This window comes from Parahoeflea alexandrii, assembly GCF_027214025.1.
In the GTDB taxonomy this organism is placed as follows: Bacteria; Pseudomonadota; Alphaproteobacteria; order Rhizobiales; family Rhizobiaceae; genus Hoeflea; species Hoeflea alexandrii_A.
The window spans coordinates 758,255-771,304 of sequence record NZ_JAPWHB010000001.1 but is presented as its reverse complement, the minus strand read 5'-3'; the positions used below and the strand labels follow the sequence as shown (position 1 = coordinate 771,304).

12 protein-coding genes are annotated in these 13,050 nt (G+C 63.8%); 7 read left to right on the top strand and 5 right to left on the bottom strand.

Annotated elements, in window-relative coordinates:
• Positions 1-55: 55 nt before the first annotated feature.
• Together O4H62_RS03790 and O4H62_RS03785 are read right to left on the bottom strand one after the other, a co-directional pair.
• Positions 56-982, bottom strand: coding sequence for a calcium/sodium antiporter (locus tag O4H62_RS03790; protein ID WP_269385780.1), 927 nt, complete (start codon positions 980-982; stop codon positions 56-58).
• Positions 983-1,100: 118 nt separating this feature from the next.
• On the bottom strand, positions 1,101-1,691 hold the full coding sequence (locus O4H62_RS03785; protein WP_269385779.1) for a hypothetical protein: 591 nt from the start codon (positions 1,689-1,691) through the stop codon (positions 1,101-1,103).
• A gap of 19 nt (positions 1,692-1,710) precedes the next feature.
• On the opposite strand from O4H62_RS03785, the gene fabD reads away from it, so the two are divergent.
• The 7 genes from fabD to gmk all read left to right on the top strand — a co-directional run bounded on the left by fabD (position 1,711) and on the right by gmk (position 8,283).
• Complete coding sequence (gene fabD / locus O4H62_RS03780) at positions 1,711-2,655, top strand: ACP S-malonyltransferase (protein WP_269385778.1); 945 nt, start codon at positions 1,711-1,713, stop codon at positions 2,653-2,655.
• 71 nt (positions 2,656-2,726) lie between these two features.
• Positions 2,727-3,464 carry a 3-oxoacyl-[acyl-carrier-protein] reductase gene (gene fabG, locus O4H62_RS03775; protein ID WP_269385777.1) on the top strand — a complete coding sequence of 246 codons (738 nt, stop codon included), beginning with the start codon at positions 2,727-2,729 and terminating at the stop codon, positions 3,462-3,464.
• Between the two features lie 284 nt (positions 3,465-3,748).
• Entirely contained in the window at positions 3,749-3,985 is a 237-nt protein-coding gene (locus O4H62_RS03770) for an acyl carrier protein (protein WP_269385776.1), read from the top strand.
• A 99-nt stretch (positions 3,986-4,084) separates the two neighbouring features.
• Positions 4,085-5,350, top strand: a complete 1,266-nt coding sequence (gene fabF, locus O4H62_RS03765) for a beta-ketoacyl-ACP synthase II (RefSeq protein WP_269385775.1) — start codon at positions 4,085-4,087, stop codon at positions 5,348-5,350.
• Between the two features lie 113 nt (positions 5,351-5,463).
• Positions 5,464-6,678, top strand: a complete 1,215-nt coding sequence (gene mltG, locus O4H62_RS03760; protein WP_430538366.1) for an endolytic transglycosylase MltG — start codon at positions 5,464-5,466, stop codon at positions 6,676-6,678.
• A gap of 58 nt (positions 6,679-6,736) precedes the next feature.
• A complete protein-coding gene (locus tag O4H62_RS03755) occupies positions 6,737-7,624 on the top strand; it encodes a YicC/YloC family endoribonuclease (protein ID WP_269385774.1) in 888 nt (295 codons plus the stop codon).
• A 2-nt stretch (positions 7,625-7,626) separates the two neighbouring features.
• The gene (gene gmk / locus O4H62_RS03750; protein ID WP_269385773.1) at positions 7,627-8,283 is read left to right on the top strand and encodes a guanylate kinase; all 657 of its coding nucleotides are present in this window, start codon (positions 7,627-7,629) and stop codon (positions 8,281-8,283) included.
• A 31-nt stretch (positions 8,284-8,314) separates the two neighbouring features.
• Here the strand turns inward: gmk and O4H62_RS03745 are convergent, their stop codons facing one another.
• The 3 genes from O4H62_RS03745 to O4H62_RS03735 all read right to left on the bottom strand — a co-directional run bounded on the left by O4H62_RS03745 (position 8,315) and on the right by O4H62_RS03735 (position 12,993).
• Positions 8,315-10,699, bottom strand: a complete 2,385-nt coding sequence (locus O4H62_RS03745) for a transketolase-like TK C-terminal-containing protein (protein WP_269385772.1) — start codon at positions 10,697-10,699, stop codon at positions 8,315-8,317.
• On the bottom strand, positions 10,696-11,664 hold the full coding sequence (locus tag O4H62_RS03740) for a threonine dehydratase (protein WP_269385771.1): 969 nt from the start codon (positions 11,662-11,664) through the stop codon (positions 10,696-10,698). Before O4H62_RS03740 ends, O4H62_RS03745 begins: the two co-directional genes overlap by 4 nt.
• A gap of 123 nt (positions 11,665-11,787) precedes the next feature.
• Complete coding sequence (locus tag O4H62_RS03735; RefSeq protein WP_269385770.1) at positions 11,788-12,993, bottom strand: methionine gamma-lyase; 1,206 nt, start codon at positions 12,991-12,993, stop codon at positions 11,788-11,790.
• Positions 12,994-13,050: the final 57 nt, after the last annotated feature.

Here is a 13,050-nt window from a genome sequence, read left to right as displayed (position 1 = left end):
GCGGTGCGCAACCCACCCCCGTCGAAACAAGTGACTCGATGCAGGTTGAGCGGGCTCAGAACAGCCAGGCGACATAGCCCGTGTAGACCGCAAGCATCACGGTGCCCGCGCCACGGCCGATGCGTCCGCTGATCAGGATCAGCGCGATCAGCGCGACCGACACGGCGAGCATGAAGGGGATGTCGAAGGCGGCAATCGAATCCTCGACCGGCACCGGAACCACCATGGCGGTTATGCCGAGAATGCCCAGAATGTTGAAGATGTTGGAGCCGACGACGTTGCCGAGCGCGATTTCCGCGTGACGGCGGAAGGCGGCGACGACGGAGGTTGCAAGTTCCGGCAGGCTGGTTCCCACGGCGACGATGGTCAGCCCGATCACGGCCTCGGAGATGCCGAACTCGCGGGCGATCGCCGTTGCGGCATCGATCAGCAGGTTTGCGCCGAAGACGAGACCGGCCAGCCCGCCGGCAATGAAGAGCGCTTCCTTCCAGCCGGTGAGCCTGGTCACCAGCTCCGCTTCTTCCTCGGTCAGGCTGCGGCGGTCGGTATAGGTAACCCGGGCGAGATAGGCCGCAAGCAGCGCGAACATGATCAGGCCGGGCCAGAAGCCGACGACGCCCCAATACCCCATGCCCAGCATGAAGATGGCGGCGCCGAGCATGACCGTCATGTCGCGCCCGAGATTGGGAATGCGCGCCGCAATCGGCGAGATGACCGCCGCGGCGCCGAGGATGAGCAGGATGTTGGCGATGTTCGATCCGACCACGTTGCCAACGGCGATGGCCGGCGCACCGCCGAGCGCCGCCTGCAGCGACACCAGAAGTTCAGGCATGGAGGTGCCGAAGCCGACCACCGTCAGCCCGATCAGCAGCGGCGGCATGCCCAGCCTGTTGGCGAGCGAAATCGCGCCGCGCACCAGGTAGTCGGCGCCAAATGTCAGCAGCGCCAGCCCGGCGGCGAGCGACAGGAGATTGAGCAGCATTGGTTTTTCCTTCGGTCACAGACCGGATTGAAGGCGCAGTCCATCTGTCGGGCGTGTGCCCGATGCACAACGCTGCCATTATTGACTGGAGACAGGGCGGCGGCAGGGCGCCGCCGGTTCAGTCGGCGTTTTCGGGATTCATTTCCGCAGAAATGGCTAGCTTCGCGGTCATCCAGGTCGCCCAGATTGCGGGCGGGACGATGATCGCGATCGCGATCAGGTCGCCCACCGTCGCCAGGTCGAAGAAACCGTCGGCGGCCCAGATCGCTGCAAGCGCTGCGAGCCAGATTTCCGCGCCGATCAGCACGATGGCGCCGATTGCGGTGAGGAAGGCGACAAATTTTGTTTTAGAAGCAGGCGTGGCAGAACTTCCACCGGACGTGGCCTGTGCGGAATGTGACGCGGGATGCGACATCTTGCTGTGTCCGAAAAAGGCGCTGCTGATACCGAGCGCGACGAGAAAGATCTGATCGCTATCCGTGGCGAATTCAAGATGCCGGCTTGCGCATCCGGAAAATATTTTTGGACTGCTTCGCTGACGGCTGCTTGCTGCCGCCTTGGGCGAATTGCCCGAGAGCGGTGCCGGGGAGGGCGATTCTCCCAGAAAAACGGGCAGATGCAGCCGCAGACGGCCCCCGCCCGAGGCTTCAAACAGGTCGCAACCTTGACACTGGCGGTGCGAATGTGAATTGAAGCGGCAACGGGACATCAATCATCGGAGCCGAAACATGGCCATAGCATTCACTTTTCCGGGGCAGGGCAGCCAGACGGTCGGTATGGGCAAGGATCTTGCCGCAGCCTACCCCGAAGCGAGAGCCGTCTTTGACGAGGTTGACGCGGCGCTTGGCGAGAAACTTTCGGCGGTGATCTTCGAAGGCCCCGAGGACACGCTGACGCTCACCGCCAACGCCCAGCCGGCGCTGATGGCGGTGTCGATGGCGCTGATCCGGGTGCTCGAGGCCCGCGGCCTGGATCTGGCGAAGACCGCAAGCTATGTCGCCGGCCATTCGCTGGGCGAGTACTCCGCCCTGTGCGCCGCTGGCATGTTCTCGATTTCCGACACGGCCCGGCTGCTGCGCATTCGCGGCAACGCCATGCAGGCTGCGGTTCCCGCGGGCGAGGGCGCCATGGCCGCCATCATCGGTCTGGAAGCCGAGGACGTCGAGGCCGCCTGCGCCGAAGGCCGGGCTCACGGAGCCGTGCAGATCGCCAACGACAATGGCGGCGGCCAGCTGGTGATATCCGGTCTCAAGCCCGCCGTTGAAGCCGCCGCGGCCGCCGCCACGGCCAAGGGCGCCAAGCGTGCGCTGATGCTGCCGGTATCAGCACCCTTCCATTCGAGCCTGATGCAGCCCGCCGCCGACGCCATGCGCGAGGCGCTGGCGGGCGTGACCAAATCCGCTCCCGTGGTTCCCGTCATCGCCAATGTCCGCGCGGCACCGGTGTCCGATCCCGACGAGATCGCGCAATTGCTGGTCGAGCAGGTGACCGGCCAGGTGCGCTGGCGCGAGACGGTGGCCTGGTTTGCCGCAAACGGCGTCGACACGCTGGCGGAAATCGGCGCGGGCAAGGTCCTGACCGGTCTCGCCCGCCGCATCGACCGCTCGGTGACCGGCATCAACGTCGCCGGCCCGGACGACATCGATCCGTTTCTGGCCGCAATCTCTTCATAGACCTTGCGAGCGCGCAAGACTTCACGGCCTGCATTCAGGCTCAACCTGAAAATATCCCGAAAGGACTTTCCATGTTCGATCTGACAGGCCGCAAGGCTCTCGTGACCGGTGCGTCCGGCGGTATTGGCGAGGCAATCGCGCGCCAGCTTCATGCCCAGGGCGCGACCGTCGGCCTGCACGGCACCCGTGTCGAGCGGCTCGAGGCGCTTGCCGCCGAACTCGGCGACCGGGTGATGATGTTCCCCGCCGACCTGTCGGACCGCGACGCGGTCTCGGCCTTGGGCAAGAAGGCCGAAGAGCAGCTCGAAGGCGTCGATATCCTGGTCAACAATGCCGGAATCACCAAGGACGGGCTGTTCGTGCGCATGAGCGACGATGCCTGGGACCAGGTTCTCGAGGTCAATCTGACCGCGGTGTTTCGCCTCACCCGCGAACTGGCCCACCCGATGATGAAGCGCCGCAACGGCCGCATCATCAACATCACCTCGGTGGTCGGCGTTGCCGGCAATCCGGGGCAGGCCAATTACTGCGCCGCCAAGGCCGGCATGATCGGCTTTTCCAAGAGTCTCGCCCAGGAAATCGCCCCGCGCAACGTCACGGTCAATTGCGTGGCGCCCGGCTTCATCGAAAGCGCCATGACCGAAAAGCTCAATGACAAGCAGAAAGAGGCGATCATGGGCGCCATTCCGATGCGCCGCATGGGAAATGGCGCGGAAATCGCCTCCGCCGTCACCTGGCTGGCATCGAACGAGGCATCTTACGTGACAGGCCAGACCATCCATGTGAACGGCGGAATGCTGATGGTTTGATCCGCGGCCTTGCGGCGCGGGCACGGACAGCGCCTTGGCCATGCGGGTGGGAATCACTGTTGCGGCGCATTTTCCGGCTTTGCCCGGTTGCCAAACCGTGATACTTCGCCCTCGCTGCAAGCGCGGTGCGTGCCTGTTTTTTAAGGCTGAATATGCTGAAATCCACAGCTTCGGCTTTGACGGAACCACGCATAGCGCATAAAAACACGCAACGAGCTTGATTACCCATGCTTGCGCAGGTAACGAGGCGCAACAACAATGTGAAACAGGTCGAGGAATCCGACATGAGCGACATCGCAGACCGCGTAAAGAAAATTGTCATCGAACATCTGGGCGTTGACGCTGATAAAGTGAACGAAGGCGCAAGCTTCATTGACGATCTCGGTGCGGATTCGCTCGATACGGTCGAACTGGTGATGGCGTTCGAAGAAGAATTCGGCGTCGAAATCCCTGACGATGCAGCCGACACCATCCTGACCGTTGGTGATGCAGTCAAGTTCATCTCGTCGGCTCAGGCCTGATTGGACTTCAATTGACCGGCGGATCCAATTCCGCTGTCCGGACCGGCGCAGCACCTGCGCCGGTTTGTTTGCTTTATGACATGACTGGGATTTGAGAAGATGCGCAGAGTTGTCATAACCGGCACAGGTGTGGTTTCTCCGCTCGGTTGCGGTACCGAGATCACCTGGTCTCGCCTCATCGGCGGCCACAACGGTGCCTCCCGCGTCACTGCTTTCGACGTCAGCGACATCGCTGCCCAGATTGCCTGTTCGGTTCCCACCGACACCTCGATGGAGGGCGGCTTCAATCCGGATGACTGGATGGAGCCCAAAGAACAGCGCAAGATCGACAAGTTCATTCTTTTCGGCGTGGCCGCGGCCGACATGGCGCTGAAGGATGCCGGCTGGCATCCGCAGACCCGCGAAGACCAGATCGCCACCGGCGTCATGATAGGCTCCGGCGTCGGCGGACTCGAGGGCATCGTCGAAGCCGGCTACACCTTGCGCGACAAGGGTCCCCGCCGTGTGTCTCCGTTCTTCATTCCCGGCCGCCTGATCAACCTGATCTCCGGGCAGGTCTCGATCCGGCACGGTTTGCGCGGCCCCAACCATGCGGTTGTGACGGCCTGCTCGACCGGAGCGCATGCCATTGGCGACGCTGCCCGGCTGATTGCGCTGGGCGACGCCGAAGTCATGGTTGCGGGCGGCGCGGAAGCGGCCATCTGTCGAATCGGACTGGCGGGCTTTGCCGCCTGCAAGGCGCTGTCCACCTCCTACAACGACACCCCGGAAAAGGCCTCGCGTCCCTATGACCGCGACCGCGACGGCTTCGTCATGGGCGAGGGCGCGGCGACCGTGGTTCTCGAAGAGCTGGATCACGCTCTTGCCCGCGGCGCCAACATCATCGCCGAAGTGGTCGGCTACGGCCTGTCGGGTGACGCCTATCACATCACAGCACCTTCGGAAGACGGTGACGGCGCCTACCGCTGCATGCAGATGGCGCTCAAGCGCGCCGGGATTACGCCCGCCGACATCGACTACATCAACGCCCATGGTACCTCCACCATGGCCGACACCATTGAACTGGGCGCCGTCGAGCGGCTGGTGGGCGACGCGGCGTCGGGGATTTCGATGTCGTCGACCAAGTCGTCGATCGGCCATCTGCTGGGCGCGGCCGGCGCGATGGAGGCGGTCTTTTCGGCGCTCGCCATCCGCGACAATGTCGCTCCGCCGACGCTCAATCTGGACAATCCGGAAGTCGAGACCAGGATCGACCTGGTTCCCAAGGTGGCGCGCAAGCGCAAGATCGATGTCGCCCTGTCCAATTCCTTCGGATTTGGCGGAACCAACGCATCGCTTGTGCTCAAGCGCTTTGAGGGCCAATGACGGTGCGACCGGCTTGAGAAGCTCCTCTCAGGATCCGGCATTTCGCCACATTGAGCGGCAAGAACGAAGCATCGGGCTCTGCCCCTTATCCAATTCCTGCGGAGATTGACCCCGTGAACGACCGCAATAATCAAGGCAAGGGTATTTTTGGCCGCGCTGGCGACAATGGCTCTGCACCGTCCGGTCCGATCATACCGGTATCGCCCTCGCAGGCCTTGAAGCCGGAGAAGGCGCCGCCTCCGCCCAAGCGCTCGCGCCGCGCCCGCAACCAGGTCGTGGTGTTCCTCAATTTCATTCTCTCGCTGGTCATTTTCGTCGCCATCGTCGGTATTGGCGTGTTCTGGTACGGCAAGACCGAGTTCGAAGGCCGCGGGCCGCTCGACCGCACCACCGATTTCATGGTGCGCGAAGGCGCCGGCCTCAACCAGATCGCCGCAGGGCTCGAACGCGAAGGCATCATCACCAATCAGCGGATCTTCTCGATCGGCGCCAAGGGCGTTCTCGGCGACGACACGCTCAAGGCCGGCGAATACGAGATCAAGGCACGCTCGTCGATGCTCGAGATCATCGAGCTTATGCAGTCGGGAAAATCGATCCTGCATTCCTTCACCGTGCCGGAAGGCCAGACCGTGCAGCAGGTCTTCGACCGGCTCAGGGCCGACGAGATGCTGCAGGGCGACCTGCCGGCGGAAATGCCGCCCGAAGGCGCTCTTCTGCCGGAAACCTACAAATACTCCCGGGGCACCACCCGGGCGGAAATCGTCGAACAGATGGCAAAGGCCCAGACGAGGGCGCTGGAGCAGGTCTGGGCCCGCCGCGCGCCGGATCTGCCGCTTGCAACCCCCGAGGAACTGGTCATCCTCGCCTCCATCGTCGAGAAGGAAACCGCGCGCGCCGACGAGCGGCCGCGCGTCGCCGGTGTCTTCATCAACCGGCTCGAGAAGGGCATGCGCCTGCAGTCCGACCCGACGATCATCTATGGCCTGTTCGGCGGAGCCGGCAAGCCGTCGGATCGTCCCATCTACAAGTCGGATATCGACAAGCCGACGGCCTACAACACCTATGTGATCGACGGCTTGCCGCCCACGCCGATTGCCAATCCGGGGCGCGAGGCAATGGAGGCGGTCGCCAATCCGTCGCGGACCAAGGATCTGTACTTCGTGGCCGACGGCAGCGGCGGGCACGCGTTCGCCGAAACGCTGGACGACCACAATTCCAATGTTGCGCGCTGGCGCAGACTTGAGGCCGAGCGCGAAAAGGCGCTGGCAGCCGAGAAGGCCGCCGAGGCCGAGGCCAACACGCAGGGCGCCACTACGCAAGGCAATTGATTGTGTGAGCACCGTGGCCTGTCCGGGCCAAGGTCGAGGGGAAAAGGGGGCATGAGGCATGGCTGTCCAGTCGATGACGGGGTTTGCGCGCCATGAGGGCGAAGCCTCGGGGCTTCGCTTCGTGTGGGAACTCCGCTCGGTCAACGGCAAGAACCTCGATGTGCGGTTGCGGCTGCCGCAGGGCTTCGAGGCGCTCGAGCAGCCGGTCCGCAAGGCCGTCGCGGCGGCGCTGACGCGCGGCAACCTGCAGGTGTCGCTTTCAACCAGCGTCACCGGCACGGCGGTGGAAGCCGTGGTCAACGAGGCGGCGCTCGATGCCGTCATCGACCTTGTCAACCGGCTGGAAGACCGGATCGACGCCCGCAAGCCGGCGCTCGACGGCATTCTCAACATCAAGGGCGTACTCGAATTCCGCGATCCCGAACTGTCCGATGAGGTCCGCGAAGCGCGCAACAAGGCTGTGCTCGACGGCTTCATGAGCGCGCTTGAGGAACTCAAGGCGATGCGGCTGTCGGAAGGCGCGGCCCTGGCCCGCGTGCTCGGCGCCCAGGTTGATCACATCGGCGCGCTGACCCTTGCGGTCGAGGCGGATCCGTCGCGCTCGCCCGAAGCCATTCGCGCGCGGCTGACTGAGCAGGTGGCAAGCCTGATGGACACCGGCGCCGGTCTCGATCGCGACCGGCTCTACATGGAAGCCGCACTTCTGGCCACCAAGGCCGACCTGCGCGAGGAAATCGACCGGCTCAAAGCCCATGTCGATGCGGCCCGGGCGCTGATCGAAGGCGAGGCCGCCGCCGGCCGCAGGCTCGATTTCCTCGCCCAGGAATTCAACCGCGAAACCAACACCATATGTTCGAAATCCAATGCGGCATCGGTCACTGCGATCGGACTTGATCTGAAGGTCCTGATAGACCAGTTTCGCGAACAAGTTCAGAATCTGGAGTAGCGATGAGCCAGCCGCCCGCCCATCTTCCCTCGGCCCGCATCAAGCGGCGCGGCCTCATGCTTGTGATTTCCTCGCCCTCGGGTGCCGGCAAATCCACCATTGCTCGCAATCTGCTCGAACATGACACCGGTCTCAGCCTGTCAGTCAGCGTGACCACGCGTCCGCGTCGCGGCAGCGAGATCGAGGGTGTGCACTATCATTTCAAGTCAAAGCGCGATTTCGAGCGGATGCGGGATTCGGAGGCGCTGCTCGAATGGGCGGAGGTGCATGGCAATTGTTACGGCACGCCGCGCGAGGCTGCCGAGGTGGCGATGGCCGAGGGCCGCGACATGCTGTTCGACATCGACTGGCAGGGTGCGCAGCAATTGCAGGAGAAGATGAGCGCCGACGTTGTGTCGATCTTCATCCTGCCGCCCTCGATGGAAGAACTGCGCGCCCGGCTGCACCGCCGCGCCGAGGACACTGAAGAGGTGATCGAGCAGCGGCTCGCCAACGCCCGCTCGGAAATCGAGCACTGGCGCGAATATGACTATGTCGTCGTCAATGACGATCTCGACCGCGCCTATTCCGCCGTGCGCGCCATCGTCCAGGCCGAGCGTCTGCGCCGCGACCGCCGCCCCGGCCTGTTCGATTTCGTCCAGGGCCTGCTCGAAGGCTAAAGCTGAACGGGCGCATCGTGACGGCTGCCTGTCACCCCTTGCGCTGCATCAGCCTTGGCATCCCCCGGTGACCATCCGTCAGTCCGATTGCGGCCTGCACGATTGCCTCGGCGTCGATGCCGAAATGATGGTAGAGATCGCCGATCGTCCCGGTCTGGCCGAAATGTTCGACGCCGAGCGGGATGGTCTGGTGGCCCTGCACCGAGCCGATCCAGCCGAGGGTTGCCGGATGGCCATCGATCACCGTGACAATCTTTGCGTGCCGGGGCAGGGCGGCGGTCAGCGTTTCGATGTGGCTTTCGGCGTTCGCATTGCCGCGTGACCGTGCGCGTTGCGCCGCCGTCCAGCCGGCGTTGAGCCGGTCGGCGGATGTCACCGCCAGCACGCCGACATCGCGCCTTGTCTCGGCAATGCGGCCGGCCGCGCGGATCGCTTCCGGCGCCACAGCACCCTGGTAAGCGATGACGACCTCGCAATTCGGACCGGGCTTGCGCAGCCAGTAGGCGCCGTCGATGGCGCCCTGGCGGAAATCTTCGTCGGCGCGGGTGCCCGGCTGCTCGATCGGGTTGGTGGTAAGTCTCAGATAGACCGAGCCTCCGGTCTCGTCGCGCAACCAGGTGCGTTCATCCGGATCGCCTTCGCCATCCTTCTGCATGTAATCGAAGGCCCATTTCATGATCACCGCCAGCTCGTCGGCAAAGGCCGGCTCGAACGCCGCCAGCCCGTCCTGGCTCATGCCGATCAGCGGCGAGCCGATCGACTGGTGCGCGCCGCCCTCGGGCGCCAGCGTCACGCCCGAGGGCGTGCCGACGATCATGAAGCGCGAATCCTGGTAACAGGCATAGTTGAGCGCATCGAGCCCGCGGGCGACGAAGGGATCGTAGACCGTGCCGATCGGGATCAGCCGCTTGCCGAACAGCGAATGCGACAGGCCTGCCGCTCCGAGCAGCAGAAACAGGTTCATTTCGGCAATGCCGAGCTCGATATGCTGGCCGTCGGGCGCGAACTCCCATTTGGCGGTCGAGGGAATGTTGTGCGTCTTGAAGGTGTCGGCGCGCGCCTCGCGGGCGAACAGCTTGCGCCGGTTGACCCAGGGGCCCAAATTGGTGGTGCCGGTGACATCAGGCGAGGTGGTGACGATCCGCGCCGCAAGCTCGCTGTTGGTCTTGGACAGATCGTCGAGGATCTTGCCGAATGCCATTTGGGTGGAAATCTCGCGATCCGAGGCGATTTCTATCGCTGGCGTGGCGATCACGTGATCGGAATAACGCCTCCGGCCCTTGGCGAAAAACGGCGTCCGGTCGAGAAACGCCTGAAGTGCTGCCGGATCCGCGACGGTTGAGAATTTCTCCCATTCCTCGCCTTCAGGAACCCCCATATGGTGCTGCCACTCGGCCATCTGGGCCTTGTTCATCAGCCCGCCATGATTGTCCTTGTGACCGGCGATCGGCGTGCCCCAGCCCTTGATCGTGTAGGCGAGAAAGCAGACCGGCCGGTCATGGTCGATCGAGGCAAAGGCGTCCGCCATGGTCGAGACGCAGTTGCCGCCGAGGTTTTCCATCAGTTCCGCCAGTTCCCGGTCGGAGCGCGCCTCGATCAGCCTGGTCACGTCGCCCTGGTCGCCGAGATCGTCCATCAGGTGCTTGCGCCACACCGCGCCCCCCATGAAGGTGAGCGCCGCGTAGAGCTGGTTGGGGCAGTTGTCGATCCAGTCTTTCAGCTTGTCGCCGCCCTTCTCGGTGAAGGCGGCGCGCTGCAGATGGCCGTATTTGACCCGCACCACGTCCCAGCCGAAGGCTTCGAAGATCTTCTCGACGCGGCGGAACAGGCCCTCGTGCACGATGCCGTCGAGCGACTGGCGATTGTAGTCGATGATCCACCAGGTGTTGCGCAGGTCGTTCTTCCATCCCTCCTGCAGCGTCTCGTAGATATTGCCCTCGTCAAGCTCGGCGTCGCCGACCAGCGCCACCATGCGCCCGAGCGGCAGGTCCTGGCCCCAGTCCTTGGCCTTGATGTAATCCTGCACGATCGAGGCGAAGGAGGTGATGGCGACGCCGAGCCCGACCGAGCCGGTGGAGAAATCGACGTCGTCTATGTCCTTGGTCCGCGACGGGTAGGACTGCACGCCGCCGAACCCCCGGAAATTCTCCATCTTCTCGCGCGTCTGGTTGCCCATCAGGTACTGGATCGCGTGGAAGATCGGCGAGGCGTGCGGCTTGACCGCCACCCGGTCTTCGGGCCTCAGCGCGGAGAAATAGAGCGCCGTCATGATCGACACCATCGAGGCCGACGACGCCTGGTGGCCGCCGATCTTGATCCCATCGACCTTGGGGCGGATGTGGTTGGCGTTGTGGATCATCCAGTGCGACAGCCACAGCAGCCGCTGTTCGATGGTCTTGAGATGCGTGGTGTTCATGGTTCCGGGGTCCCGCCCTGCATGACTGTGATGAGCTTGTCGGTATCGATGTTGCCGCCGCACAGGATGACGCCGACGCGTTTTCCCGCCATCCGCGCCTTTTCCTGCTGAAGCGCCGCCAGCGGCGCCGCACCTGCGCCCTCGGCCACATTGTGGGTGCAGCGGAAATAGGTGCGGATAGCCTCGGCGACCTCGTCGTCGCTGACCGCGACAATTCGTTCCGCGCCGGTCGAATAGATGTCGAATGCCGCCTGCACCGGCACCCGCACCGCCATGCCGTCGGCAAAGGTCCGGGCGCTCTCTGTCTCGATCAGCCTTCCGGCTTCGACCGACAGTTTCGCGGCCTGTGCCTCGGTTGAAACAACGCCGACGACTTTTGTCCTGAGTCCGAGCGCATCGCGCACCGCGATCGTCGAACAAATTCCGGAGCCGCAGCCGATCGGCACATAGACCGTGTCCAGCTCCGGCTGGGCCGAAAACAGCTCGTAGGCATAGGTGGCGACGCCGCGGGCCAGTTCGCGGTGAAACGGCGGCACAACCGCAAGGCCTTCCGCTTCGGCCACCCGCATGGCTTCGAGGCGCGCCTCGTCAAAGTCCTTGCCGAAGATGATGACTTCGGCGCCGAATGCGCTCATTGCGGCATTTTTTTCGGGCGAATTGCCTTCCGGCACGTAGATCTTGGCCTTCAGCCCGGCAGCCGTCGCGGCCCGTGCCTGGCTCTGGCCGTGATTGCCCCGGGTGGCGGTGCAAATCCCGCTCGCCCGCGGCTCACTCCGTTTCAGCCAGTCGATGAAAGTGATGCCGCCGCGCACCTTGAAAGCGCCGGTCGGCGTGTGGTTCTCATGCTTGACCCAGGTTTCGATACCGAGTTCCCGATTGATCAACGGCCAGCTGTATTGCGGCGTCGGCGGCATGTGGCGGTGAACAAGTGCTGCGGCGTCTTCGATCTCATTTATGGAAAACATCAATTCCGGGTCCCTGGTTGCAATGCGGGGAGACTAGCCGTTCTTTGCCCAGGAGTCCTGACCTGGCTACACGTTGATCGCCATATCATCTGCCGGCCTCAACCTTCTGGCATCCGGGCGGATTCAGGCTGCCGCACGGACTGCGTCATCGGCCAGCGCCTGAGCCAGATCGTCGATGATGTCGTCGACATCTTCGAGCCCCACCGACAAGCGGATCAGCCCGTCGGAAATGCCGTGCTCGGCCCGCTCTTCCTCGGTGTAGGTCGAGTGCGTCATGCTCGCCGGGTGCTGGATCAGCGATTCCGCGTCTCCAAGCGAAACCGCGCGTCCGATCATGGTCAGCCGGTTCATCAGCCGTCGCCCGGCTTCGATGCCGCCATCGAGTTCGAAGGCGATCATCGCGCCGAATCCGGGCATCTGCCGGAGCGCAAGCTCGTGCTGCTCGAAGCTCTGCAGTCCTGGGTAATAGACCTTCGCCACGCCTTCGCTCGCTTCCAGCATGGCCGCGACCTTTTGCGCATTGGCGCAATGCCGCTCCATTCTGAGCGCCAGCGTCTTCAGCCCGCGCAGGATCAGCATCGCGTTGAACGGGGCCATCACTGCGCCGGTCATGTCCTTCATGCCGAACAGCCGGATCTGCGAGACCTGCTCGGCGCTGCCGACCAGCAGGCCGGCGACGACATCGCCGTGACCGCCGAGATATTTGGTGGCCGAATGCACCACGATATCGGCGCCGAGTTCGATCGGGCGGGTGAGAAAGGGGGTGGCGTAGGTGTTGTCGACAACCACCGTCGCACCGCTCGCATGGGCGATCTTCGATATGGCCTCGATATCGACGAGCCGCATGTTCGGATTGGCCGGCGTCTCGAAATAGACGACCCGAGTCTTCTCGGAGATCGCCGAGGTCAGGTTGGCCGGATCGGTCATGTCGACATGGGTGATGGTGATGCCGAATTTTGCGAGACCGTGGCGCATGAAGGCGAAGGTGCAGCCATAGAGCGTCTTGTCGACGATGACCTCGTCACCCGGAGACAGGAGCGTCCACAGGGCCGCGGTGATCGCACCCATGCCGGAAGCCAGCGCCAGCCCGGCTTCCGCGCCTTCCAGCACCGCGATGCGCTGCTCCAGCAGGTCGAGTGTCGGGTTGGAAATGCGTGAATAGATGTAGCCCGGCCGCTCGCCCGCAAACATCTCTCCACCCGCTTCGGCGCTGTCAAAGGCAAAAGTCGACGTCAAGTGCAGCGGCGGCGTCAGCGCGCCCTGGTGATCCATCGGATTGTAGCCGTGGTGGATGGCGCGGGTGGAGAAGTTCTTGCTGCTGGTTTTCATGACGGGATCCTTTCCGGTGATGCAGCAAGATTGCCCTATCTCGAAAGGCATTTGATT

Coding starts and splice junctions, on each gene's coding strand:
- O4H62_RS03790 (WP_269385780.1), bottom strand. CDS start 982: ATGCTGCTCAATCTCCTGTCGCTCGCCGCCGGGCTGGCGCTGCTGACA.
- O4H62_RS03785 (WP_269385779.1), bottom strand. CDS start 1,691: ATGTCCCGTTGCCGCTTCAATTCACATTCGCACCGCCAGTGTCAAGGT.
- fabD (WP_269385778.1), top strand. CDS start 1,711: ATGGCCATAGCATTCACTTTTCCGGGGCAGGGCAGCCAGACGGTCGGT.
- fabG (WP_269385777.1), top strand. CDS start 2,727: ATGTTCGATCTGACAGGCCGCAAGGCTCTCGTGACCGGTGCGTCCGGC.
- O4H62_RS03770 (WP_269385776.1), top strand. CDS start 3,749: ATGAGCGACATCGCAGACCGCGTAAAGAAAATTGTCATCGAACATCTG.
- fabF (WP_269385775.1), top strand. CDS start 4,085: ATGCGCAGAGTTGTCATAACCGGCACAGGTGTGGTTTCTCCGCTCGGT.
- O4H62_RS03755 (WP_269385774.1), top strand. CDS start 6,737: ATGGCTGTCCAGTCGATGACGGGGTTTGCGCGCCATGAGGGCGAAGCC.
- gmk (WP_269385773.1), top strand. CDS start 7,627: ATGAGCCAGCCGCCCGCCCATCTTCCCTCGGCCCGCATCAAGCGGCGC.
- O4H62_RS03745 (WP_269385772.1), bottom strand. CDS start 10,699: ATGAACACCACGCATCTCAAGACCATCGAACAGCGGCTGCTGTGGCTG.
- O4H62_RS03740 (WP_269385771.1), bottom strand. CDS start 11,664: ATGTTTTCCATAAATGAGATCGAAGACGCCGCAGCACTTGTTCACCGC.
- O4H62_RS03735 (WP_269385770.1), bottom strand. CDS start 12,993: ATGAAAACCAGCAGCAAGAACTTCTCCACCCGCGCCATCCACCACGGC.